The organism is Acinetobacter sp. WC-743 (assembly GCF_000335555.1).
Taxonomy (GTDB): domain Bacteria; phylum Pseudomonadota; class Gammaproteobacteria; order Pseudomonadales; family Moraxellaceae; genus Acinetobacter; species Acinetobacter bereziniae.
In genome coordinates, this window is sequence record NZ_AMFQ01000090.1 from 21,734 (window position 1) to 46,943 (window position 25,210).

At 38.0% G+C, this 25,210-nt stretch carries 23 protein-coding genes; 9 read left to right on the top strand and 14 right to left on the bottom strand.

The genetic code is table 11. From position 1 onward, the window contains the following. The first annotated feature begins 47 nt into the window (after positions 1-47). On the top strand, positions 48-752 hold the full coding sequence (locus ACINWC743_RS12335; RefSeq protein WP_035301114.1) for an energy transducer TonB family protein: 705 nt from the start codon (positions 48-50) through the stop codon (positions 750-752). On the opposite strand, the gene ACINWC743_RS12340 is transcribed toward ACINWC743_RS12335, so the two are convergent. The 7 genes from ACINWC743_RS12340 to thrS form a co-directional block, all read right to left on the bottom strand. Further along, a complete protein-coding gene (locus ACINWC743_RS12340; protein WP_009585691.1) occupies positions 749-1,174 on the bottom strand; it encodes a YqaA family protein in 426 nt (141 codons plus the stop codon). The genes ACINWC743_RS12335 and ACINWC743_RS12340 overlap by 4 nt on opposite strands. 4 nt (positions 1,175-1,178) lie before the next feature. Continuing rightward, entirely contained in the window at positions 1,179-1,601 is a 423-nt protein-coding gene (locus ACINWC743_RS12345) for a hypothetical protein (RefSeq protein ID WP_009585685.1), read from the bottom strand. Positions 1,602-1,635: 34 nt separating this feature from the next. Then, on the bottom strand, positions 1,636-1,923 hold the full coding sequence (locus ACINWC743_RS12350) for a hypothetical protein (protein ID WP_004827851.1): 288 nt from the start codon (positions 1,921-1,923) through the stop codon (positions 1,636-1,638). Between the two features lie 82 nt (positions 1,924-2,005). After that, the gene (locus tag ACINWC743_RS12355) at positions 2,006-2,623 is read right to left on the bottom strand and encodes a glutathione S-transferase N-terminal domain-containing protein (protein WP_004827849.1); all 618 of its coding nucleotides are present in this window, start codon (positions 2,621-2,623) and stop codon (positions 2,006-2,008) included. A 196-nt stretch (positions 2,624-2,819) separates the two neighbouring features. Continuing rightward, positions 2,820-3,137 carry a hypothetical protein gene (locus ACINWC743_RS12360; protein WP_009585718.1) on the bottom strand — a complete coding sequence of 106 codons (318 nt, stop codon included), beginning with the start codon at positions 3,135-3,137 and terminating at the stop codon, positions 2,820-2,822. Positions 3,138-3,223: 86 nt separating this feature from the next. After that, complete coding sequence (infC, locus tag ACINWC743_RS12365; RefSeq protein WP_080633117.1) at positions 3,224-3,775, bottom strand: translation initiation factor IF-3; 552 nt, start codon at positions 3,773-3,775, stop codon at positions 3,224-3,226. 5 nt (positions 3,776-3,780) lie between these two features. Next, the gene (gene thrS, locus ACINWC743_RS12370) at positions 3,781-5,703 is read right to left on the bottom strand and encodes a threonine--tRNA ligase (protein WP_004827843.1); all 1,923 of its coding nucleotides are present in this window, start codon (positions 5,701-5,703) and stop codon (positions 3,781-3,783) included. Between the two features lie 256 nt (positions 5,704-5,959). Here thrS and ACINWC743_RS12375 point away from each other — a divergent pair, with 256 nt between their 5' ends. Next, the gene (locus ACINWC743_RS12375) at positions 5,960-7,018 is read left to right on the top strand and encodes a hypothetical protein (protein WP_009585775.1); all 1,059 of its coding nucleotides are present in this window, start codon (positions 5,960-5,962) and stop codon (positions 7,016-7,018) included. Between the two features lie 54 nt (positions 7,019-7,072). On the opposite strand, the gene ACINWC743_RS12380 is transcribed toward ACINWC743_RS12375, so the two are convergent. The 3 genes from ACINWC743_RS12380 to ACINWC743_RS12390 form a co-directional block, all read right to left on the bottom strand. Next, positions 7,073-8,233, bottom strand: a complete 1,161-nt coding sequence (locus ACINWC743_RS12380) for an alanine racemase (RefSeq protein WP_009585703.1) — start codon at positions 8,231-8,233, stop codon at positions 7,073-7,075. Between the two features lie 85 nt (positions 8,234-8,318). Further along, a complete protein-coding gene (locus tag ACINWC743_RS12385; RefSeq protein ID WP_009585680.1) occupies positions 8,319-9,593 on the bottom strand; it encodes a D-arabinono-1,4-lactone oxidase in 1,275 nt (424 codons plus the stop codon). 12 nt (positions 9,594-9,605) lie between these two features. Further along, positions 9,606-11,372 carry a neutral/alkaline non-lysosomal ceramidase N-terminal domain-containing protein gene (locus ACINWC743_RS12390; protein WP_009585698.1) on the bottom strand — a complete coding sequence of 589 codons (1,767 nt, stop codon included), beginning with the start codon at positions 11,370-11,372 and terminating at the stop codon, positions 9,606-9,608. Positions 11,373-11,494: 122 nt separating this feature from the next. Between ACINWC743_RS12390 and ACINWC743_RS12395 the strand changes: the two genes are divergently transcribed. The 5 genes from ACINWC743_RS12395 (at position 11,495) to ACINWC743_RS12415 (ending at position 19,656) form a co-directional block, all read left to right on the top strand. Next, positions 11,495-12,544 (top strand): AraC family transcriptional regulator, encoded by a 1,050-nt coding sequence (locus ACINWC743_RS12395; protein ID WP_009585727.1) that lies wholly within the window; start codon positions 11,495-11,497, stop codon positions 12,542-12,544. Positions 12,545-12,777: 233 nt separating this feature from the next. Next, positions 12,778-14,424, top strand: a complete 1,647-nt coding sequence (locus ACINWC743_RS12400; RefSeq protein WP_009585715.1) for an acyl-CoA synthetase — start codon at positions 12,778-12,780, stop codon at positions 14,422-14,424. Between the two features lie 166 nt (positions 14,425-14,590). Next, positions 14,591-15,115 (top strand): hypothetical protein, encoded by a 525-nt coding sequence (locus ACINWC743_RS12405; protein ID WP_009585777.1) that lies wholly within the window; start codon positions 14,591-14,593, stop codon positions 15,113-15,115. Between the two features lie 763 nt (positions 15,116-15,878). After that, positions 15,879-17,681 carry an acyl-CoA dehydrogenase C-terminal domain-containing protein gene (locus ACINWC743_RS12410; protein WP_035301142.1) on the top strand — a complete coding sequence of 601 codons (1,803 nt, stop codon included), beginning with the start codon at positions 15,879-15,881 and terminating at the stop codon, positions 17,679-17,681. A 193-nt stretch (positions 17,682-17,874) separates the two neighbouring features. After that, complete coding sequence (locus ACINWC743_RS12415) at positions 17,875-19,656, top strand: acyl-CoA dehydrogenase C-terminal domain-containing protein (protein WP_009585717.1); 1,782 nt, start codon at positions 17,875-17,877, stop codon at positions 19,654-19,656. Between the two features lie 64 nt (positions 19,657-19,720). Here the strand turns inward: ACINWC743_RS12415 and ACINWC743_RS12420 are convergent, their stop codons facing one another. After that, entirely contained in the window at positions 19,721-20,065 is a 345-nt protein-coding gene (locus ACINWC743_RS12420) for a hypothetical protein (protein WP_009585771.1), read from the bottom strand. Positions 20,066-20,420: 355 nt separating this feature from the next. Here ACINWC743_RS12420 and ACINWC743_RS12425 point away from each other — a divergent pair, with 355 nt between their 5' ends. Next, positions 20,421-20,915, top strand: coding sequence for a phosphate-starvation-inducible protein PsiE (locus ACINWC743_RS12425; RefSeq protein WP_005030925.1), 495 nt, complete (start codon positions 20,421-20,423; stop codon positions 20,913-20,915). Positions 20,916-21,067: 152 nt separating this feature from the next. On the opposite strand, the gene ACINWC743_RS12430 is transcribed toward ACINWC743_RS12425, so the two are convergent. Next, the gene (locus ACINWC743_RS12430) at positions 21,068-21,565 is read right to left on the bottom strand and encodes an RcnB family protein (RefSeq protein WP_009585658.1); all 498 of its coding nucleotides are present in this window, start codon (positions 21,563-21,565) and stop codon (positions 21,068-21,070) included. Between the two features lie 167 nt (positions 21,566-21,732). Between ACINWC743_RS12430 and ACINWC743_RS12435 the strand changes: the two genes are divergently transcribed. Beyond that, positions 21,733-22,179, top strand: a complete 447-nt coding sequence (locus ACINWC743_RS12435; protein WP_009585706.1) for a hypothetical protein — start codon at positions 21,733-21,735, stop codon at positions 22,177-22,179. A 26-nt stretch (positions 22,180-22,205) separates the two neighbouring features. Here ACINWC743_RS12435 and ACINWC743_RS12440 read toward each other — a convergent pair whose 3' ends face one another. Next, a complete protein-coding gene (locus ACINWC743_RS12440) occupies positions 22,206-23,600 on the bottom strand; it encodes a tetratricopeptide repeat protein (RefSeq protein WP_009585743.1) in 1,395 nt (464 codons plus the stop codon). 79 nt (positions 23,601-23,679) lie between these two features. Then, the gene (locus ACINWC743_RS12445) at positions 23,680-25,143 is read right to left on the bottom strand and encodes a phospholipase D family protein (RefSeq protein WP_009585721.1); all 1,464 of its coding nucleotides are present in this window, start codon (positions 25,141-25,143) and stop codon (positions 23,680-23,682) included. Between the last annotated feature and the right edge of the window lie 67 nt (positions 25,144-25,210).

The following is a 25,210-nucleotide window of genomic DNA, read 5'->3' on the forward strand; positions in this document are numbered from 1 at the left end:
TTGTTTGAGTTGATCAATCTATTTATTTCAAAAATTTAAATAATACAATGAACAAATTTTATCTTGCTGCCATATTACTCTCTCTGAGTAGTCTATTTATGGCATATGCTGAACAAACGCACATAAAAACGCCCGCTACTTACCCAGATGATGAAGCAGTTTGGCATAAATTACCTAAACTAAAGATTCGTGACTACGAATTACATGGACAAAGTCGCTATATCGATCTTCTTATTTCAGCCGATCCTAGCGGACGTGTGACAGACGTAAAAATTATCCAAAGCTCTGGCTTAACTAGTTTAGACGATAAGGTTTTATATGCTGTACATAAGGCATCATTTAAACCCACAAACTCTCCGATACGGGCTAGACAAGACTTTAATTTTGAAGCAGTTAAAAACTCATCTAACCCATCAGCAAGACGTTGTTTCTTTCGTTTTGATAGCGAGGTTTGGCAAGCTCAAACAAAGGGAAAACCAACCAGCTTTCGCTATCTTAAACAACCCTATTTAGCAGTTAATCCAGCACTTTTAAATGGGGAAAAACGGCATATTGATTTCTCTTTTAAATTGTCAAGAAAAGATAAAGTTTCTGATGTTAAATTGATTCACAGCACCCAAATTAACCAAATTGATACTGAGGTTATTTCTGCTTTTATGAATGCTCAAATCACATCAGATAAAAAGTGGTGGCAAATTTTTAAAACGACACATCAAGACTATATCAGTTTCGATCCTAAAGACTGCAACTAAATCCATCCACTAAAAATCAGGTAGATCACACAATATCTACCTCCTTTAGCAATTGTTACAATCAACAAAAAACGCCAAAATTTTTCTTTCATTAATCCTGCGATAAGCGTAATTGGATCACCAATCACAGGGGTCCAACTGAATAGTAAGGACCAAAAACCATATTTTTGATATATTTTTTCCGCTTTGAGCATATTTTTCTCAGAAACAGGAAACCATTTTTTATCTTTGAATTGTTCTATTTTCAGTCCTAAATACCAATTCACACATGAGCCTAATACATTTCCAATGGTTGCGACGATTAGAAGCAAATACACGGAATACTGTGTTTGTACTAGGAGCCCAACCAACACGGCTTCTGACTGTAAAGGTAATAGCGTCGCTGCACCAAATGCAGAAAGAAATAACAGCAAATAAGCCATAACATTAGTTAAAGTTGGGTTTAGGTTTTAAGGTATAAGTCAAGAATGACAATATAAAGGGAATGAGAAAAGCCAACCAAAATGAAAGTTCTGATTTAAAAAATTTCTGCACCAATGTAAGTTGAGCTTTACCCTCTGAAATCGCTTGCCAATCAATTTTGATATGAATAAAACCGTAAAATAAAACAATAAAATAAAGCGAAAGCAAAACGACTAAAATCGTGGTATTCAAAAGACTTTGCTTTAATTTACTTTGAAAAAAGCCAAAGAGCATAGCAAAAACCAAGCCTGAAACACTCACAATGCTCAAAATAATAAACCAAAAGTAATCATATGCAGAGTGATACTGCAAGATGCCACAAAGCATTGCTGTGATTAACATTACACCCAAAGAAATAAGGAAATGCCAAACAAATTTTTGCTTCATACTCCTCCTGATGAATATACGACTAACAGTTTAATCATGCTAAATTTAGCATTTTTTTGGTTTTACGATACTGAAAAATTGCCCCTATTAAAGCAACAATAATCAATGCAATACGTGACCATTGATACCGTTGTGCAATGGGATCGATTACAGCTCGGATCAACTGAACATCCTGCCCCTGCATTTGACCCAGTATATTTTGAATATGCACAATTTCAGCAATATATAAAATCAGACAAGCAACGATACCAACAATGACACTCCAATAAATTTTTGGATTGGTCTCTAATATTTTCGTAAAATTTAAAAAGAAATCTTTCATGACCAAACCTTTCAATTGTGCAAAAATTTACATCTAAAAAAAACCACACAAGGTGGTTTCTTATTTTAACATAAAATGAATTTTACACTTTGATCGAGAGTGCTTTCTGTATCGCTGGTCGAGCAGTTAAACGTTCTACATACTCTTTCACATACGGATAATCATTTAAGTCGATTTGTTGCCATTCATAGCGCAAAACCCACGGTAAGATTGCCATATCGGCGATTGAATATTCGCCTGCAACATATTTTTGTCCGATAAGCTGTTTATTTAAAACACCATATAAACGTTTTGTTTCAGTGACATAACGCTCAATTGCATAGGGTATTTTTTCTTTGGCAAATTTTCCAAAATGATGATTTTGCCCCAACATTGGTCCAAAACCACCCATTTGCCACATCAGCCATTGTTCCACTTCAACACGGTCTTGTTCATTGCTTGGATAATACAAACCTGTTTTACGACCAAGATATTGTAGTATTGCACCTGATTCAAAAACTGAAATAGCTTCGCCATTGGGACCATTTTGATCGACAATCGCTGGAATTTTATTATTTGGGGAAATACGCAGAAAATCAGGTTGAAATTGATCATTTTCTAAAATGTTAATTGGAAAAATCTGATAATCCAATCCCATTTCTTCAAGCGCGATGGTAATTTTATGGCCATTGGGGGTTCCCCAATAATAGAGATCAATCATATTTCGTCCTTCTTCATTTTCACGTATTTTCTGAATTTTATTACGTTAATGGTTTTCTTTTATAACATGAATTCTTCATCATCTGTAGGCAATAGACATAGATTATTTTAATAATCTATTCTTAAATTCAGTTATTCGCTTTTTCTTAACAAGATGATTTCTCAATCTATGACATTTATATTTAAAAATATCTTGATCATTGTGATGCTAAAAATTGCTTGGCTTTTTCTCCGACAAAGCGACGTCCTAAATTATCTCCTGACATCCATTCATCAGGACTAAATAAATCAAATAATCCAACTTTGATCAAAGTTGGAATGGCAAGTATCAGTTCTTGTTCGACTTCTCCTCTTAAACCTTGGTTATATAAATCAATATTGTGCAACATGGTCGCTACAGTTCCTGTTTGCACTTTAGTCCCATCTTTCAAAGTAACCGCTGGGAGAACTTCACCCTCTTGAATAATTTTCTGGTTAATACTCGATAGTTGGTTTGAATTTTGGATTGATGACATCTTTATTCCTCAACATTTAACATATTTTCTTTTCAATAATAAAAAAAGCACCGCTTTAAGCAGTGCTCTTTTCTACAAATGTAACATTACTTTTTCTTTTTAGGTCCAAGTAACATACCCATTTGACGGCCTTCCATTTTTGGTGCTTGTTCAACTACACCTGATTCAGCGACGTCTGCTTCAATTTTTTGTAATTGCGCAAGACCCAACTGTTGGTGAGCCATTTCACGACCACGGAAACGTAGAGTAATTTTGACTTTGTTGCCTTCTTCAAGAAACTTCAGAATAGCACGCAACTTAACATTGTAATCACCAACGTCTGTACCAGGGCGCAACTTAATTTCTTTCACTTGAACTTGATGCTGTTTCTTTTTCGCATCTTTTTGCTTTTGCTTCAGGTCAAATAAATGTTTGTTGAAATCCATGATTTTACAAACAGGTGGCTCTGCATTCGCCACGATCTCAACAAGATCAAGATCAGCTTCTTCAGCAGCACGCAAAGCTTCAGCAAGTGAAACGATGCCTTTTTGCTCTCCATCTGCAGCAACGAGACGCACTTCTTTAGCTTTGATCTCATCATTTAATGCAGGACGATTGCTTTTAGCACCTTGTTGTTGGTTACGGTCAGGCTGTTTAATCTTTCTTACTCCACAATATACCGGCCGCGTTCGGCTACGGCTGCTTTCACTAGGTCAACAAATGCATCTATCGACATAGTACCTAAATTTTTTCCAGAGCGAGTACGGACATTCACAGTACCTTCCTCGACCTCACGATCTCCGAGTACTAATAAGTACGGAATACGCTCTAATGTACGCTCACGAATCTTAAAGCCGATTTTCTCATTTCTCAAGTCTGAAATTGCTCGAATTCCATTTTCTTTGAGTTTTGCGACGACTTGTTCACAAGCTTCCGCTTGAGAATCTGTAATATTCATGACACATGCTTGGATTGGAGCCAACCATGGTGGCATAAAGCCTGCGTAGTGTTCAATTAGTATACCAATAAAACGCTCAAAACTGCCAAGAATTGCACGATGTAACATCACAGGATGGTCACGATCGTTATCTTCTGTTACATATGAAGCGTCTAAACGTAACGGCAAGTTAAAGTCACACTGAATTGTACCGCACTGCCAAATACGACCTAAGCAGTCTTTCAATGAGAATTCAATCTTAGGACCATAAAAAGCACCTTCGCCGGGTTGTTCTTCCCAAGTTAGGTTTGCAGCATCTAGCGCATCTGCTAGAGATTTTTCTGCGACATCCCAAAGTTCATCGGCGCCGACACGTTTTTCAGGACGAGTAGACAACTTCATTTGAACGTCTTCAAAGCCAAAGTCTTTATAAACATCTAATGTGAGTTTAATAAAGTCTGCAACTTCTTTACCAATTTGTTCTGTTGTACAGAAAATATGCGCATCATCTTGGGTAAAACCACGTACACGCATAATGCCATGCAACGAACCTGATGGTTCATTACGGTGACATGAACCGAACTCTGCCAAACGAATTGGAAGATCACGATAAGACTTTAAGCCTTGGTTGAACACTTGCACATGACATGGGCAGTTCATTGGTTTTACAGCATAGTTACGACTTTCTGAATGTGTCGTAAACATATTTTCTGCGTAGTTTGCAGCATGACCAGACTTTTCCCACAGTGTAAAGTCTACAATCTGTGGTGTTTTAATCTCTTGGTAGCCATTATCCTGCTGAACTTTACGCATATATTGTTCAAGCACTTGGTAAATCGTCCAGCCATTAGCATGCCAGAACACCATACCAGGCGCTTCTTCCTGCATATGGAACAAGTCTAAGGCTTTACCAATTTTACGGTGATCACGTTTTTCAGCTTCTTCGATACGCTTAATATAAGCAGCTAATTCTTTTTTATCTGCCCACGCTGTACCGTAAATACGCTGTAATTGTTCATTCTTCGCATCACCACGCCAGTATGCACCAGAGATTTTAGTGAGTTTAAATGATTTTAAGAATTTAGTATTTGGAACGTGTGGACCACGACACATATCTAAATAATCTTGATGATAGTACAAGCCCATTTGAGTTTCTTCAGGCATGTCTGCAATCAAGCGCAATTTATAATCTTCACCACGCGCAGTAAATTCAGCAATGACTTCATCACGAGGCGTCATTTTTTTAATGACATCGTAATCTTGATCGATAAGCTTTTTCATACGCTCTTCGATCGCAGCCATGTCATCTAATGTAAATGGACGAGGCATCCAAATGTCATAGTAGAAACCTTCTTCAATGACAGGACCAATCACCATTTTAGCTTCTGGAAAGAGTTGTTTTACCGCATGACCCACCAAGTGTGCGCAAGAGTGACGAATAATCTCGACACCATCTTGATCTTTTGGAGTGATGATTTGTAATGTTGAATCTTCGGTAATTAAATCACTTGCATCGACTAAGCGATCATTTACTTTCCCTGCAACTGTATTTTTAGCCAGTCCAGGTCCAATACTTTGAGCAACTTCCATAACGGAAACAGCATGATCAAAACTTTTCTGATCGCCATTTGGCAATGTGATAATAGGCATATTTAAAAATCCTTAAGGAGTGATGCCCCGTACAATGGAGCATGTCACCGCGAGATTATGATCGAGGAAGATCCTCAAGATAAAATCGGTGGAACAAAATAAAAAGTGTGTCAAATTTTACACCTTTGCTGAATATTTATAAACCTTTGTCTTCAATTAATCTAAATTTTAGTTTTTGATTTTGTCGAAACAGTCATTTATCATCGCCGCGTGACATTTTATTGACTTTAAAAACATAAAACGAATGGATAACTAAATGAATTCGATAAACTTAACTAAACTTAGTTCAGCAATAATCGTTGGCTTGGCATTAACAGCCTGTGGTGGAGGTTCTAGCAATAACGAACAAACATCAAATGGCAACAACCAAAAACCATCCGAAAAAATTGAGTGTATTGACGGGATTCCAAAAAATCTCAAAACTCAAGGTTCAGGTTTTTATGATGAAGAGTTCTTTGTACTTAATGCCGATTACGATGCACAACACAATGAACAATTTGTGATTTATTCAAATGTTCTCAAAAATGGCGTAATTTATCAAAATAGTACAAATTTACTTAAAAATACACTACCACTCGATGACTACAGTGATTCTATTGATTATATTCTGACACCATCTAAACTTGAAACCACAAATAAAAGTAGGTTAACCAGTTCTGGTATTCCATTAGGCTACATCCTGTCTCAGAATAATGACTCAGCGCAATTTGTCATGTTCACAGATTCATGTAATTTAAGTTCAGATTTCCAAGTTTCAACTCATATAAAACGTGTTGATCTTTCAGGTAAGAAAATTTCAGAGCTTTTTGCTTATACCGTTAACTCAAAAGGTCAAAAAGAATATACATATCTGACCAACAACTTGGTTCATTACATGATTTGGGAAAAACCAGAGATTGGCGAAAAAATTAAAAATAGCCAATTTACTTTTCCTCAAGGTTCATTTATCGGTTTCAATGATCAAGAGATTTACAATGCGCCAGTTATATCATTCAGTGAGGGTCAGAATGAAGATGAAAAAACCTTAGATGATTATATTGCAAGTCATTCTTTGAACACTGGTGAAAGCTGGAAAAAAGATACAATGGGTGGGTTAAACGTACTTTATGCCATCAACTCAACTACTGGAAAATATGTCTATGGTATTGATCCAATCGTAGAGATGAAGGGGAATCTTTATAATACTGAATGGGCGATACCAGGTAACTTTATTCAATATATTAGTGACTACGAAACTGGTCAGGAAGTCAATGAATTATATTTCAATAAAACAGCTATACAAACTATCGCAGATGCGATCAATGCAACGCTTTAACAACTGAAATGCTTATTGAAAAACCGTCATTTCTATGGCGGTTTTTTTATATATTCACTCTCTAAAGTTTTCCCATTTTCTAAAACTTCGATCTAGATAGTAAGTAACCTGAGCAAATTGAGGAATAATGGCTTCACTTTGAGTCGGACGTAAAAATACAAAATCATCAACTTCGATTTGAGTTGTTTTTGGTACATTCACCATTTCTTGATTGGTACTACGCCCATATAGCACATGTGGATGAATCCCTTGAGGATAAACATAGTCAGCCATCCAATAACCCCCATAAACAAATAATGCTTTAGACCGATGTGGAAGCTTATTCAAGATCGTTAAACCCGGTAATTGGGAATATGGCAATACTTTTAGTACAGGTGTTGCAATCCATAGACACGCCTGCAAAACACGCAACCCTTCACTGTCGAAGTCACTTGGTTTAAGCAACATTGAACCAAAAGCAAGATCATTACACACACTCTGTTTTACGTGCAGATAAAATGTGGGACTTCCTCCCCCATTAAAACAAAGATGAGCATGCCAAAGCTGAGGAAATTGCTGTTGAATGATATCTTTGTAGCGTTGGTAAGTTGCTTGTGACTCCTGATACGCCACCTCAACTTTCTTAATGACGGATGGTAGTTTTGTTACATGAGCGTCATACCCCATCAGCCCTGAAAATTTTAAATTGTCAGGATGCTGCTCAATCAACCTGAGTAGTTCAATCATTTGCGCTTTTGAGTCTACACCTCCACGATGCAACCCCACATCTATCTCGATATTGATTTGAAGCTGAATTGCTAAAACTTTCGCCACTTCAAGATATTGTAATAAACGTGCCTTGGTATCTACCAACCATTGAATATTGGCGTGTTCCGATTGAGGATGCTGGGTATAAAACTGCTGTACAAGCCTTACAGGCATCGGCTTTCCCAGTAAAACATCAGCTTCTGAAAAATTTTCCAAAATCGGCAGCAATTGAGGTAAATGGAAAACCATAAAACGTTGTGTGGACAACTTAGCACTTACCGTCTTGAGCAATTCCATAGATGCTAAAGATTTGACCACAAGACGAGGCTGTAAATGGGTTGCGTATTTAAACTTGGTTGTTGCATATTGCAAATTTTGCTCCAAAGCTTGACCATCAATGATCAATTGCGGTAGCGCATCTGCGGATTGTTTTAAATCACGATTTAATTGTTCAAAAAAATGATTCATCGCATATCCTTATATTTTACTATTCATTTGCGGTATACCCACTTGATTCAATCTTATTGATGCATCATTGCGCCAATACCCTGAATTACGCTGTAAAGAATAACTTTTCTAAATACGGATTTAAAAACTTTTGCGTAGGGTCCAACTGAGCCCTTAACTGCATAAAATCATCCCACTTTGGGTATAAGGCTTGGAGCTGTGAAGCCCCCATATTATGCATTTTCCCCCAATGTGGGCGACCTCGATAATGCTGAAAAATCGGTTCAATTTCATCAAATAATTGGTTTGGAGCTTGTTTGTGATATTGATGAACTGAAATTGAAATCGAATCTTGCCGATAAAACGGACTCAACCAAATATCATCGCCTTTGACAAAACGAAACTCTACTGGAAAAAATGTTTGTGCTTTAGCATTTTTTAGCGCGGTTAATACTGCTTCTAAACATTCCATACCAGACTCAATTGGAATCTGATATTCCATCTCATTAAACTTTGTTTCGCGTGGAGTCGGAAAAATTTGACTGGACCAATCGACGAATGTGGTGGGTTTGATAAAGACACCTAATAATTTTTGCAATTTTGGATTCAATGCAGGAAAAGATTTCGTCAAACCACAGCATATCGTAAGTAAGGCATCTTCTGATGGCCATGATAATTTTCTCGGTTGAATATCCTCATCTGTGATGTCGAGTGTTTTTAATATCAATTGGTCTGCGTGTGAAAATGCAAAGCACTCAATATGGCGATGTTGCGTTTTCCAAAGATCGATATTTTCAAAAAATTCTTTAACTGAACAAAGTCGCACATGCTCCTTCAACTTATAACGAGGTTTGTTTTGCATGGTGATCTTGGTGAGTATTCCTAAACTTCCTAAAGATACGCGCCCTGCTTCAAAAATATTGGGATTGTCTTGGCGACTACACGTCAGTATATCTCCTGAAGCTGTTAAGAGTTCGAAGGCTTCCACATAAGCAGAAATACAGTGCAAATTCAGACCTGTTCCGTGTGTTCCAGTCGATACTGCCCCTGCCAAGCTTTGTTGATCAATATCCCCCTGTTGGATTAAAGACTGTTGTATTGGTTCTAAATATTGATCCAAATTAAACAAACGTGTTCCTGACCAAATATTGGCTTGTGTTAATGCTGTATTTACGTTCTCTACACCAGAAAAATGATCTAAGGATAATAGTGTCGCATCGGTACAAACCAACGGGGTAAATGAATGACCAGCACCTACCACACGAATTTTATGATGGTTTTGAACAATATTTTTTAATTCATCTATACTACTGGGTTTTAAAATATGTTCTGGTTGAGAATGTTGAAACCCAGACCAATTGTTCCATTTTTGCTGATTCATAATGCTGATCCTTTAGCGTACTGCGGTTTTTACACTGCCATGATTTGTTCTCAGGTCTATTTCGTGTTGTGAAATTTTTGTAGGGCGAGTGACTTGATCAAACTTGCGTTGCGACTCATCAATCATTAATTGGCTTGCAAGATATTGAAACTTGTATTGAATTGCAGCATGTGTCCACTGCCCATATAAGGTGTGCGCGCCTTCATAGGCTTGCTCTTGATACTCTTCTTGTGTGGTAATGTATCCCATATAATCATTGCAGTAAGACACTAGAGCCGTGGTTGAAATCATCTGATGAGTTGTCAGTTGCTTTGCCACTGTTTGAATCAAACGCTGCCCTGCTGTCGTGGTAATCTCTCCCGGACAACACACCAATGCCAATGCACCAATGTGAATAATCTGTAAAGGAATAACACTCGGAACAAGTGGACTGGTCTGAATCGCACCTGCTTTCACTTGTCGATTCATTTCTGCAATAAGAGGATCAACAAAACTCGGGGTGAAATCCAGCGGCTTACCCAATAATTGATTGTCAGGGCTTTCAAGCACAATATCTTTGGGAAATTGAGCGTCATACAATGCTTTATATTTTGCATAATCTGGTGCATTCGGATCTGCTAAACGTTTCTTACGTACTTGCCTTGACAGCAGTGTTAAAATTTTAATGATAGGCTTTGACGCACCTTGACCATCAACGGGTGTTCCGCCCATAAATCCAACACCATGACAAGCAGCACTGGTTCTCATCTTCTCAGACTTTTGACTGAACTCGCTTGGGATTTCAACCTGACTTAAATCAACATAACTCAAAATGGCATCTATACCGCCTTTTAGACACATGCTTCCAATCGCACTTTTATTTTGATTCTCAGAATTTTGAAGATCTATTTTAGTTAAAGCCTTGATGGCTAACTCACTTTGATAGCGCCCATTTTGTTGGGCATATTGATATTCTTTTTCACCTTTGATTCGACTGCGAATTATATTTTGTTTCGGACCATGAAAATGTGGAGATACATCTCCAGCTGTGGCTTGTGCAAATATTGCAACAGGATTTTGCACACCTTGTTGCAATAAATACTCTTCACTCTGTATCGCAGCATATCCTTTGTTATCACCATCATGTGCATTGAGTTGATTACCCAAACATGTAGCATGTACGCCAAATAATGAGATAAATGCAACAAGTTGCTGATCACGATAAAATCCAATTAATTGCATTTCACGATTTAAGGCAAGGTGGGTTTCAGCCTCAGTTCGATGTATCACGTCTGGATTTCGATTATAGGCATCTAATGATCGATTCCATGCGACTGGTGTATCTTGAGGAAATTGACAGGTTTGATAAAAAATTTCTGTTTCTTGTTCCGATTGAATTGCTTGAAGAATACTGGACAAAGCAGCATTGATCACAGCATTTAAATGCTCAGGAACAAAACCCGGCGTCGGCATATTATATAATGCTTCATAGGCACAGCCACCTGGTCCAGAATGGGTATGCGTCGCCATCAATACCAATCGTTGCGGATTAAATTGTTCGTTCAACTTTTCAGTTAAAGCTTTAACTACACCTTCACGCATTGCATAGGTAATACAACCTAAATCCAAACAGCAAAATAATAAGGGTTGTTCTGAGTCTGAACGGCGAATACTGAAACTTCGTGCAAATAAGGCTGTACGTTTTACATAAGCGCGATGTGACCACATGCCATAACCAAACATGGCATAACCTTGTGGTTGGATTTCAATCTCTTGCTTTGCCCAGCCTACCCTAAACATATATGGTATTCCTTTATCTTTTTTATGTGATACATCAGCAGAACCAGATTGAATATTAATCAAAAATATGCGATACCAACTAGGGTAAAAGCAACAACAATATGGGGGGCTAAACGGACTTTATGGGCTCACAACAAAAGGAATCTGCCAATTCGCAATTTTATATTCCGCCTATGATCCTTACCAGTTTGATTCATTATGGGGAACAACAACATTGGCAATATGCAGATTGGTTTAAATTACACAATCTTGATTTGGAACAGATTCGCCAAGGGCAAGGTTTCGTTGCATTTTCGGAACTTTGTGGCGTTATTCAAGATGCACTCAACTGTACTCAACAAAAGCATTTAGGTTTATTGCTGGGTAGCCATGAGGGTCAAATTTCTATTGGTATTTTGGGTTTTGCAATGCAAGCGTGTAAAACTGTTGCAGAAGCACTGGAAACAGCTTTGCAGTACCACCCTATTTCAGGCAGTGTTTTGGATTTGAGTGTTCATTTGAGTCAAGATTATTGTGAAATCGAGCTGATAGAACGCAGTGATTGTGGTCCACTCAAAGCATTTTTTTGCGATGAAGTTTTTGCCAGCATCATGACCTGTTTAAACATGATGTTAGATCGAGATTATGAACTGATTAGCTTAGAACTGAGTTATGATCATTCTGCTTATTCACAAGATTATCAACGTATTTTTCAATGCCCTATACTTTTTAAAAGCGACAGGAATTTAATTCGATTTCCAAATACCCTATTAGCCAAAACACTTAAAAATCATAGTCCAGTCAACTATCAAATTGCGATTCAAATGTGTCAGCAAGCATTAAAGCAATTTAATCAAATCAACCAACACAGCATAGTTCAGGTATTACAACATTTAATTGAGAGCCATTTGCCAGAGCGTTTTGATATGCACCAAGCTGCACAGCATTTCCATTTAAGCGAACGCCACCTAAGACGCTTACTACTCAATGATGGTCTGAGTTTTCAGCACTTAAAGCAACAAGTCTTAGAAAAAAAAGCCAAACAATGGCTTGAAGAAAATCAATCAATCAGCCAAATCAGTTTTAATTTAGGCTTTAGTGAGCTTCGAGAGTTTCGTCGCGCATTCAAGAAATGGACAGGATTTTCTCCAAGTGAGTATAAAAAAACTAAACTCTTAAGTTCAGTTTCTTAGTATTTAAATAGGTAAATATACATACAGTATACACATGTTCCAACAACCAAAAACTTCTTAAAATATTTATTTAATTCATATTTTTGAAAATAAACTTTCAACGCTCAACAGGACAACACTATGTAAACATATTTACATTTTACAAATACTCGACTAAAGCATAAATGAATTTTAATCATCTTATGCCTATCTTTTAAGCATGGACATTAGAACAAATAGAGACGGAGCTCAACATGGTCAGTGCATATGACGAATTACCACGCACACCTGCAAATTTTGTAGCATTATCACCTTTACGTTACTTAGAACGCGCTGCTTATATTTATCCTGATCAGGATGCAATTGTTCATGGTCATCGTCATATTTCATGGCGAGAAACTTATCAACGTTGTCGCCAGTTTGCGCATCAATTAAGAAATTTAGGCATCGAGAAAAATGATACGGTTTCTGTTCTCTTACCGAATATTCCAGCCATGATTGAAGCGCATTTTGCAGTCCCTATGGCTGGAGCTGTATTAAATACCTTGAATACCCGTTTAGATGCCAAAACCATCGCATTTATGCTTGAACATGCTGAAACTAAAGTGCTTTTGGTTGACCCTGAATTTGCGACATTGGCGCAAGAAGCTGTAGGCATGCTGTCTCAGAATATCTATATCATTGATGTTGCTGACGTTGAATATGACAAAAATGACTCTACTTCTCGCATTGGTCAAATCGAATATGAACAGTGGCTTCAAGGGGGTGATACTGATTTTGAATGGCACTTACCTCAAGACGAGTGGGATGCTATTAGCCTAAATTATACTTCTGGAACTACTGGCAACCCGAAAGGCGTGGTCTATCACCATCGTGGGGCTTATATCAATGCTGCGAGTAATATTATTGCCTGTGGAATGGCCCCTCGTTGTAAATATCTTTGGACACTTCCCTTGTTTCACTGTAACGGTTGGTGCTTTGCTTGGACCATCGCAGCAAATGGTGGCACCAATATCTGCTTACGTAAAATTGATCCTGAACTGGTCTATCAACTGATTGATCAATACAAAGTTGATTATTTCTGTGGCGCACCGATTGTTTTGTCAATGTTGATTAACACACCAAAAGATAAGCAAATTAAATTTAAACATCATGTTGAAGTCATGGTGGCTGGTGCTGCACCTCCAGCAGCGATTATTGAGGGTATGCATCATATTGGTGTTCAAGTGAATCATGTTTATGGACTTACAGAAACCTACGGTCCTTCTGCATTATGTGCATCACAAGCCGGATGGAGTGATTTGTCAATTCAAGAGCAAGCTCAATTACATTCACGTCAAGGCGTACCTTATCCTTTGCAAGATGGTATGCGTGTTCTCGATGCTGAAACCATGCAGCCAGTTCCAAATGATGGCAAGACCATGGGGGAAATTATGTTCCGTGGCAACATTGTCATGAAAGGTTATTTAAAAAATACTCAAGCCACTGAAGAAGCATTCAAGGGGGGCTGGTTTCATACGGGCGATTTAGCTGTCTGCCAACCAGATGGTTATGCAAAAATCATGGATCGCTCCAAAGACATCATTATTTCTGGTGGGGAAAATATTTCCTCTTTAGAGGTCGAAGAAATCCTCTATACCCACCCTGCTATTATGACAGCAGCGGTCGTTGCTCAACCTGATCCACGTTGGCAAGAAGTGCCTTGCGCCTTTATTGAGCTTAAGCAAGGCGCAGAAACAACTCCTGAAGAAGTGATTGAGTTCTGCAAACAACATCTGGCACGTTTTAAAGTACCAAAGAGCGTGGTGATTTGTGAGATTCCAAAAACTTCAACAGGAAAATTACAAAAATTTATCTTACGTGACTGGGCAAAAGAACGCGCTGTAGGTGAGTTTCAGTAAGGATTTAAATGTCGTGATTCTCTCTTCATAGAAATCATCTTTGGCTCGTCTAAGCAAAGTGAATGATCTAAAAGAGAGGACACGATAAGCCCTGATGATAGACTAAGCGACTCCGATAGGTTGATGATTTTTTAGTCCCTTGTTTTATACGATAAAATACTAAGCCATGAATAAATTACGTATAGAAATAGAACCCGACTTCGAAACGGCACAACAACTTTATCCGACTGTGCTCGAATTAATTGCAAATTACACCCGCTTTTGTGATGAATTCGGTGATGAAGACTCCGTGGAATATCAAAAACTCAGTGAAAAACTTACACAAATCACCCTTAAAGATATCAACCAATATGATCTCTGGGAGTGGTGGGAAGCCGAAGGAATTGAAAACTTAAGCTTTGATATTTGCCTACCCGAGCCTAAAATCATTAAGGATATTTCAAAACAAGAACTAACTGAAATTGTACAACGTATTAAAAAATCAGATTTTACGACTCAACATAAAAATAATTTTATTCATTCTTTTTATATTCGCACCGTCTTTCCGGGTGGTTATTTCTATAATTTTTTAAAACTCAATTTTAAATATTTTCATCATCGCCTATTTCAGCGTAATAAAGATCAGAATGGTAAATACTTTGAATATTCAACTGAAGAAATTGTAGAACAACTCTGGGCTAAAAAAATCTAAATAATGCTCAACTATTTTAAAAATTCTATGAGTAACTGATGTTACGCACTTGAATGAAATTAAGTAGGTGAAAAAGAAAAAGCTAAATTTACACGACGGAGTCTTACAGCCAAAGTTTAAATTTATGGAATAGCCTTCGGCTCAAGGTACTTTTGTTTTGGCATGAGGAGCAAAGCTCCGCAAGGGCAACCATCTTGCGCAGCGACATCCCCGCTCACCGCAGAACTCGTTCACTATCGTCAAAATATTCAAAGTTTCGCAGAAACTTTACTTATTAGAAGGAGTCCTGCCTCAAGCAATTGCGGATGACGTTTCCGCGTACCCACATTCTTCTAGCTCCAACATTTAATTTTAGAGTTACTGCGTAACATCAGTGAGTAAATGTAATGGCTTGTTCTCATCACAAAATCAGCATAAAACACCGTTTTTTATAAAACTCTTCATCACTTGAATAGTTTAGTTATTTTGTAGCCAACCTTCATCTAATAGCATCTACTTTTACAGTCATTTTATTGGACACAACTTTTTACGATTTTGACTATTTGTATCCATATTTTTCAATGAAAACTGTTTACACTCAATGCACTTACAAGTTTCAAGCTATTTTTCTTTGACTTTACAGTCACAGAGAAATAACCATGAAATACTTGTACGTCACTATAAGATGTTGCACGATGTAGCAGAACAAATATGTGTCATAGAAGACACACATCGTATTTATGAAGATTATAAATCTGGTTTAACCAGTATTGAGGAAACCGATATGCCACAATACAAAGCACCCTTACGTGATATGCACTTCGTTTTGCATGAATTATTAAATGCAGAAGAACATTACGCTAAACTCCCTGCGTTCCAAGAAACCGTAAGCCGTGAATTGATTGATCAGTATTTAGAAGCTGGCGCGGATTTCTGTGAAAACGAACTTTCTCCTTTAAACCAGATCGGTGATCGTGAAGGCTGTAAATGGGATGATGGTGTTGTGACTACACCAACAGGCTTCAAAGCAGCTTATGACAAATATGTAGAACTCGGTTTCCCTTCTCTTTCAGTTCCTGAAGAACATGGTGGTCAAGGCTTACCAGGCTCATTAGCAACAGCTATTTCAGAAATGGTCGGTGCAGCAAACTGGGCGTGGGGCATGTACCCTGGTCTTTCTCATGGTGCAGTTCGTACCATCGAACACCATGGTTCTGCTGAACAAAAAGCAACGTATTTGCCTAAACTGGTTTCAGGTGAATGGACAGGTACAATGTGTCTAACAGAATCTCATGCAGGTTCTGACCTTGGTATCATCCGCTCTAAAGCTGAACCACAAGCAGATGGTAGTTATGCAATTTCTGGCGAGAAAATCTTCATTTCAGCTGGTGAGCATGATATGGCTGAGAACATTGTTCACATTGTTCTTGCTCGTTTACCAGGCGCTCCTAAAGGCACCAAAGGAATTTCATTATTCATCGTACCAAAATTCAATGTCAATGCGGATGGCTCTATTGCAGACCGTAATGGCGTTCGTTGTGGTTCAATTGAACACAAAATGGGTATCCATGGTAATGCCACATGTGTAATCAACTTTGATAATGCGAAAGGCTTCTTGATTGGACCAGAAAATAAAGGTCTACACTGCATGTTCACGTTTATGAACACTGCACGTATCGGTACAGCAGTTCAAGGTTTAACAGCATCTGAATCATCTTTCCAAGGCGCACTTGCCTATGCCAAAGACCGTTTAGCAATGCGTTCACTTTCTGGTCCAAAATCACCAGAGAAAGAAGCAGATCCAATCATCGTTCACCCTGCTGTACGCAACATGCTCATGACGCAAAAAGCATTTGCTGAAGGCGGTCGTGCACTGGTTTACTTCTTGTCTCAATATGCAGATATCGTTGAACAAGGCGTTACTGAAGAAGATCGTAAATTCGCTGACAACATCTTGTCTTTATTAACACCAATTGCAAAAGCATTCTTAACTGAAACAGGTTCAGAATCAGCGAAACATGGTGTGCAAGTCTTTGGTGGTCACGGCTTTATTTCTGAACACGGTATGGAGCAAATTGTACGTGATACACGTATCTCTTGCTTATACGAAGGGACGACTGAAATCCAAGCACTTGATTTGCTAGGTCGTAAAGTATTGGGAACTCAAGGTGCAATGTTGAAAGACTTCACCAAGATTATCCATAAGTTTGCAGAAGCAAACAAAGACAATGCTGATCTAAAAGAATTTGTTGAACCATTGGCTGCTCTGAACAAAGAGTGGGGTGATTTAACCATGCAGATCGGTATGAAAGCTATGCAAAACCCTGATGAAGTGGGTGCTGCAGCAGTAGATTACTTATACTTCTCTGGCTATGTAACACTTGCATTCTTGTGGGCGCGCATGGCGCTTGTTGCTCAACAGAAATTAGCTGAAGGTTCTACCGAAACTGGCTTCTACAACGCAAAAATCAAGACTGCTCGTTTCTACTTCAAAAAGATTCTTCCACGTGTTCGCTCACATGTAGATGTGATTGCAGGTGGCTTAGATCCTTTGATGTCATTAGATGCTGAAGATTTTGCATTCTAAATAGAATGTCGAATTAGACATTTAAAAAACTGTACTCAAGAGTGCAGAAATAGAGAAAGGACGGTCATAGCTTTGACAGTCCTTTTTCTTTATAAATAGACCGTAATTTTACTTAGATCATCTAACAACATTCATCATTGTTGATTAGACTGGTCTGAGTCTACAGATTCAAACAATAAACAGGTGAACGAACATGCCAATTTATAATGCGCCACTTGCAGATATGAAATTCATTCTGAATGACGTTTTCAATGCAGAGCAATTCTGGCAAGCCAATGAAAAGCTTGCACATGTTGATGCAGCAACGGCTGAAGCGATTTTAGAAGAAATGGCTAAATTTGCTCAAAATGTTACGCTTCCGCTCAACCGTACTGGTGACGAAGAAGGCGCACATTATGAAAATGGCAAAGTAACGACACCTGCTGGCTTTAAAGAAGCTTTCCAACAATACGCTGAAGGTGGTTGGATCGGTTTAGGTGCAGATGAAGAATGGGGCGGTCAGGCAATGCCGAAAATGCTGACTGTCCTTGCAGACGAAATGCTATTTGCAACCAACCCTTCTTTCATGCTCTACCCGCTTCTTTCTGTGGGTGCTGGTATGGCGTTAAACAGCTATGCCTCTCAAGAGCAAAAAGAAACCTATTTACCTAAAATTTATTCAGGTGAATGGTCTGGCACCATGTGTCTAACTGAGCCACATGCAGGTACGGATTTAGGGATCATCAAAACTAAAGCTGAACCAAATGAAGATGGTTCGTATAACATTACGGGTACGAAAATCTTTATTACTGGTGGTGACCACGATTTAGCTGAAAATATCATTCACCTTGTTTTAGCAAAAACACCGAATGCTCCAGCAGGTTCACGTGGCATTTCGTTGTTTATCGTACCTAAATTTATTGTCAATGCCGACGGTTCATTGGGTGAACGCAATACAGCTGGTCCTGGTTCAATTGAGCACAAAATGGGAATCAAAGCCTCTGCAACATGTGTCATGAACTTTGACGCTGCCAAAGGTTACTTGGTCGGTAAAGAAAACGAAGGTTTAGCTGCAATGTTCGTGATGATGAATTACGAACGTCTGTCGATGGGTATTCAAGGTCTTGGTGCTTCTGAATACGCTTATCAAAATGCAGCTCAATATGCGACTGATCGTCTGCAAGGTCGTAGCGCAAATGGCGTTCAATCTCCAAACAAACCAGCAGACAGCATCCTTGTTCATGGTGATGTGCGTCGCATGTTATTGAATGCACGTGCCAATAATGAAGCATCTCGTGCCTTTGCTGTATATGTTGGGCAACAACTCGACATTACTAAGTTTTCTACTGATGCCGAAGCGATAGCAAAAGCCAATAATCGAGTTGCACTATTAACCCCAATTGCGAAAGCCTATTTAACTGATACTGCTTTTGATGCAGTAATTGATGCACAAATGGTTTTCGGTGGTCACGGATTCATTCGTGAATGGGGCATGGAACAATGCGTACGTGATTTACGTATTGCTCAGATCTATGAAGGTACAAACGGCGTACAATCACAAGATTTGATCGGTCGTAAAACCATTAAATGCAATGGCGAATTTATTGCCGAATATATCGCAGAAATCCGTGATTTTGCTAATGATTTAGACACAGATCTTAACTTCATCAAAGATGCAACTTTAGACGTAGCAACTGAAGTAGACATGATCACTCAGCACATTTTAGAACGCGCAAAAGAAAATGCAGATTTCGCTAATGCTGCTGCTGTGGACTATCTACACGCTGTAGGCTTGTTAAGCTTTAGCTATATGTTTGCACGCATTGCCAATGCTGCAAAAAATAAAGACGGTCAGTTCTACCAAGATAAATTGGCATTAACGCATTACTTCATTCAACGTGTATTGCCTGATTTACATGCACGTATTGCAAAAATCAAAGCAGGTGCAGAAGTATTAATGAACTTCAGCGAAGATTATTTTACGACACAAGCTTAAGTCCAAAATAAATTGAAACCAGTAATCAAAACGCCCGATTCATCGGGCGTTTTTCATTGATCATTCATTCAAGTAGTTTTGGATCTGGAAATGGTAATTTATCCTGGGACTCGCTAGGCATTGCAACCCATTTACCTTTGTCTTGGTAAAAATCAGATTGTGTTTCATTGGTTGCAGCGCCTAACTTGACTGAAATCGTACATGCAATTTGTTCTGGATGTGTAGAATTTACAGCAGGAATGCATGTACCTAATTTTATTTCTGAAATCATTGCGCCGATTTCTGTTCCCAACAACTCAGCTGTGGCTTGTTTTGCTTCTGCAACTGTAGGGACTTTGATCGTATCAGCACTCGAAAACTGGCTAAATAATAGAATATTGAAACATGCAACTATGCGGGTTATTTTCATCTTTACTATCCGTTGATCATTAAAATTTAATTTAATAAATTATCGACATCACAATCTAACATGACTGAATATTAATGACTTTACACTATTGGTTTATCTTGTATTGAGACGATACAAGAATTTTCACTGATTCCACCATAGTGAAAAGTTTGTTTTATTTTGATTGAATCTATAATGAAAGACGATTTTATCAAATAGCTGATCACGTGAATTTTATTTTCAACTTGTAATCATAGATCCTACTCTTTAAGTTGCTGAAACAAATCCAAGATAAAAACAAAATAAATATAACTTTCATGTGCATGAAATTTGCATGATGTTTAATTCACAATACAACATAGAAATGGAGGAAGTTATGAACAAAGATCCACGTATAGAAAAAATAGAAAACCTCCTCGATAAATTAGGCAATATTGCCGTAGAAGCTTTTCACTATATTGCCCTATTTATCATCGGTTGTATGATTGCATGGTCCGCAGTGCATACCATCATCGAAATTTTGACTGTAAAACAATACGCCAGCATTGATGATATTTTACTCTTATTTATTTACCTAGAATTAGGGGCAATGGTGGGGATTTACTTTAAAACCAATCACATGCCTGTGCGTTTTTTAATTTATATCGCGATTACAGCACTGACTCGATTATTGATTTCAGATATCCAACATGACCATAAAGCGGATATTGATTTGGTGATTATTACAGGTTCAGTTTTAATTTTGGCAATTGCAATCTTGATTGTACGTTATGCATCTTGGACTTATCCCTCTGTGATTCGAGATAAACATAGTGAAAAACCATTGGCACATGGAAAAACGCCACGACCCGAAGATGATGAGTTAGCCTAACATCAAATTTCTTTATCTATATCTGAAATAAAACCTTCTCAGCGTTGTGAAATCAACATCAAATTTGATTCACATCGCCAAAGAAGGCTGCAATCATGTTTAGATTAGTGTGTTCACATTTCATTTCCAAACATAATCCATAGTAAACAGAATTAACGGTCATTCGGCACTTGTAAATAACGTCCACTTTCAAAAATCCAATGCATTCCAACCTGGGGATCAGGTAAACCATAACGACGCCAATCACTAATTAACGTGTAATGCGAGCTTTCAATCTGACCACCCTCTCCATTCACATAACCATAACTATTGCCTGAATACTCTGTTCGTGTTGGAAACTGATGGTTATAAATAATCGTCACACCATTTTGTGGTGGATAATTTGGATAGGGTTGATTTGGATGAGGATAAGGTCGATTTGGATAGCTTGGATAAGATGGATATGGTCGCGGGTATTGTGGACGGACAGGAATTTCCTGCGTCATTTGTCGACCATATTGATCTGTGTATTTGTACGTCGTGGTCGGATATTTCTTTTGAGGGCGTTCAACACTGCGATAGTTGCCCCAATCTTTACCATCTGCCCATGTCGTTGCCGAAACACCTGAAAGCATCCACATCAAGACACTTAAACTGAGTATCTGTTTCATTTCAACCTCCAAAGTTCAGCAGATAGATTATTTTAATACATCATTCCAGAGAAATTATGGATAAATAACAAGCATTATTTATCTTGTTTAATTGTTTATACATCAACTTGGGCAAATTCTGACATCAATCTGATAAAATATGATTTTAATCTGATGAGTGCTGTATTGTGGCTGAACTGAGCTTTGACCGTTTACATCAATTTTTTTGCAAAGTCCCAAGTGTGCAAGAAGCATTTATTGATAGCTATGGTTCAGATGGTAAACAGGCTTGGTGGTTCAAGTTTCAAATTAATATTGACCATCCACTCGCATGGCAAACTGTACAAGAACTGGGTCATGTTTTAAATTACATTTCTAAAAATGAACGACTTCCTACTCAGTTTCTACCTGTTTCACCACCGCCCTATATGAATGGTGAAGCAAAGCAGTTTTTAGCCTGGGTCATTCAATGTAATCATTCAGACTTTTCTCCAGATGTGGTCTGTGATTGGTTAGAAGCACGTTTACCCAAGCCGGTAGATGACCTTGAAAAATGGAAAATAAAGACCGATTTACATGAGTTGGATCAAGTCTCTGATCAGGATTTGGATCAGATTATTCCGCCAAATCCATAATCTGTGTAAAATTCTGAGAACCGAATCTATCTTTTTCGGTTCTTAGATTCGGTTTCAGCTTGCTCACTATCATTATTCAAACTTTTCATCAGACCACTGAGGTTATTATTGAATTGCGCACGCATCTGAATATAGGTTTTAAGCTTTCTCGCTTTAACGGGGTCTTTCGTTGTTCCCTTACCTGTTTGATACGCCTCTAAAGCTTTGCTTTGCGTATCTTCCTCAGATGATCCGTTTTCATAAGCTAAAACCGCCCAACGATAATCCTCAGGCTGATCCATAATACGTGCAAGATTATCCATTGCATTGACTGATCCTAATTCCGCAGCCTGCTTAAAATATTTTTGGGCAAGCACTTCATCGTAATCTTCATTTTCTTCATTGAAATACCAAACACCAAGATAATTTATTGCTTCAGGATCGTTTTGGGCAGCCGCTTTCTTTAAATAATCTAATCCCTTGTGAATATCTTTTTGATCTTCATCATTCACCAATAAATAATCAGATCCAAGCTCGGTTAATGCAACATGATTATTGAGTAAAGCCGCTTTGCTATACAAATCTTGCTTATCTTTATCTGTGTCTTTTTTTAATGCGAGCATCAAATATGCATCACTTGCCCCTTTGGCAGCTTGTTTTTCATAGTGTGCTAAAATTGAATTTTCTAGTTGCTTAATCTCCTTGTCTGATAAATATGAGTCTGAAGCATAATCATCAAGTAATTTGATTTTTGCATTAATATCGCCTTGATTAGAACGTTGCTGAAGCATTTTAAAATAAGCTAAATCACTGTCTTTATAGGCTCTTGCATAGTCTTGTTTAGTCTTTGCCCCCAGTCTTTTTAATATTTTCTCTGGACAATTTTGAATCAGCGCTCCAGCTTTTAATGTGTCTCCTTTTTGGACTGCCTGAAATAACCACTGACACTGTTCATCACTATACCCGTCAGCATCATTATCCAATGCATAAACTAAAGTACGCATTGCACCTGTATCACCTTGTTCAGCAAGTTCTAAAATCTTCGGGCGAATTTTTAATAAATTTTGCTTAATATCGTTAGAAATACCAAAGCCTTCAGCCACTTCTGCTTCTAAATCCAATGATAAATAGGCATCAAAATTTCCACGCTGTGCAGCTTCTAAGCGTAATTTTTTATATAAATGATTATTTTCAGGTAAAAACCGATAATCTGCTGAATTAGAATAATACTTCGCCAGTAAAAAGTAAGCTTCTGCATCTCCTTGATCGGATGCCTGTTGAAGTAATTGAATTGCTTTATCCGTATTGATTAAAACAGTTGGGCTACCTGTTTGCAATATTTTTGCTTGAGTTAATAAAGGATTTTCAGCAAAACTCAATGGTGAAATAATAAGGCTAAATGTAAAAAGGGATTTTAAAAATGAAGTTTGTAAAGTTCTCATAAAAAGCTCAGCTTTGTTATTAAAATATACTCAGCTGAAGATTATGTACCGAAAACCATTCATTTCGGTACATATTTTTTTAAAAGGTGGATAAACCACTCCACTCCATAAATCGGTAAACTCCATATTTCAGTTTCGAATCATCCGCATATTTGCTGTAATCCACACTCATTTGACGACCATTGAGATTTGACCAAGCTGTATTAAAATACTGTTCAGCATCAATAAATACTTGCTGCTGTGGATTGCCTAAGACCCGTAAATCGGTTTCTAAATTATAGTTTTTCAAATTACGTGCGGTAAAATTGGCTGAACCTAAAATCAACTCTGCTGATTGTGCGTTGCGTTTTACAATCATCTTACTATGGCATTGCTCGCCTTGTGTATTACACCAACGGACATCAATACCTTCATTATGTAATTCTGAAGCAACCTGTCGATTTGGAATACCATTTTTCTGACGACCAAAAGCGTCTTTATTGGGGTCGAGTAAAATTCTTAATTTTACCCCACGTTGTTTTGCAGCAATCAATGCTTGAACAATCTTGCGCTCAGATAAATAAAACATCGCTAAGTCAATTTGATCATTGGCTTTTGCAGATGCCAGCATGTTTAAAACTGCCTCATAAATCGCTTTTTCAGTCAGCACTTGCACTTGAGGAGCATTTGGGTTTTCTGGCAATTTCCCAAAAACAATAAACGGTGTATCTGCACCAGATAAATGCGCAACAGCTTGTTCTGATGCCAAAAGATCTGTTGCGATCGCACCATTAACCAACAAAGCGACATTGGAGTGGCGAGAGCTTCCATCATGCGGGTTGGCAGAAGTGACTAGCGTTTTCCAGCCTTCATCCGTATCCACGACTATGGTTTTACGATGATTGGCCTTAAAATTAAATAAGTTTAAATAACTACGTACGGTGATTTTTTCTTTACCAAAAGGATTGTTCAACCATCCTTTTTCAGGATTATTTCCAATATCCTGACAGCACAGATACCAAATCCCAGACCATGCTGGATTCGAAGCTCGTAATGGCGTTAAATTAGTTTCGATGACCTCTATTCCACCCAAGCGTAATTGCCGATATTGTTCAGGTTGAATACCACCATACACCGAATTAATTGGATCAGTAATAAACTTAATTTCCAATGCTGGATTCACAACTTTCTGATTGACTAAAGCTTGCGTCAACTGTTGAGTTAACGCACGTTGCTGAACTTTTGATTCACCCACTTCGCTATTAAACAAAAACATATCTATGACAATGGTGGTTTTTGCTTGTTTAATCAATTGTAAGATTTGATCAAAAATATGCTGATCAAGTTGTTGTTTACCCTGCGCATCAATATAGGTTTCATCAGCAATGAATTTCACATCTGCATGACGCAAAGGTCCGGTAAAATTTAAACCTTTTGGCATTGGTTTATAGGTGTGGTAAATCGCTGATGCGAGATAACCCAAAGCCAACACACTCAAAATAATGCCGAAATAGCGGCGTTTTGACCAATTCAGCTTGCTGTGAATTCTATTAAAGATACGCATAAAAAAGACCTAGACTAATTCAGGGTCTGTACAAGTGATCAATCACTTACGTTCAAGTAAAGATTGA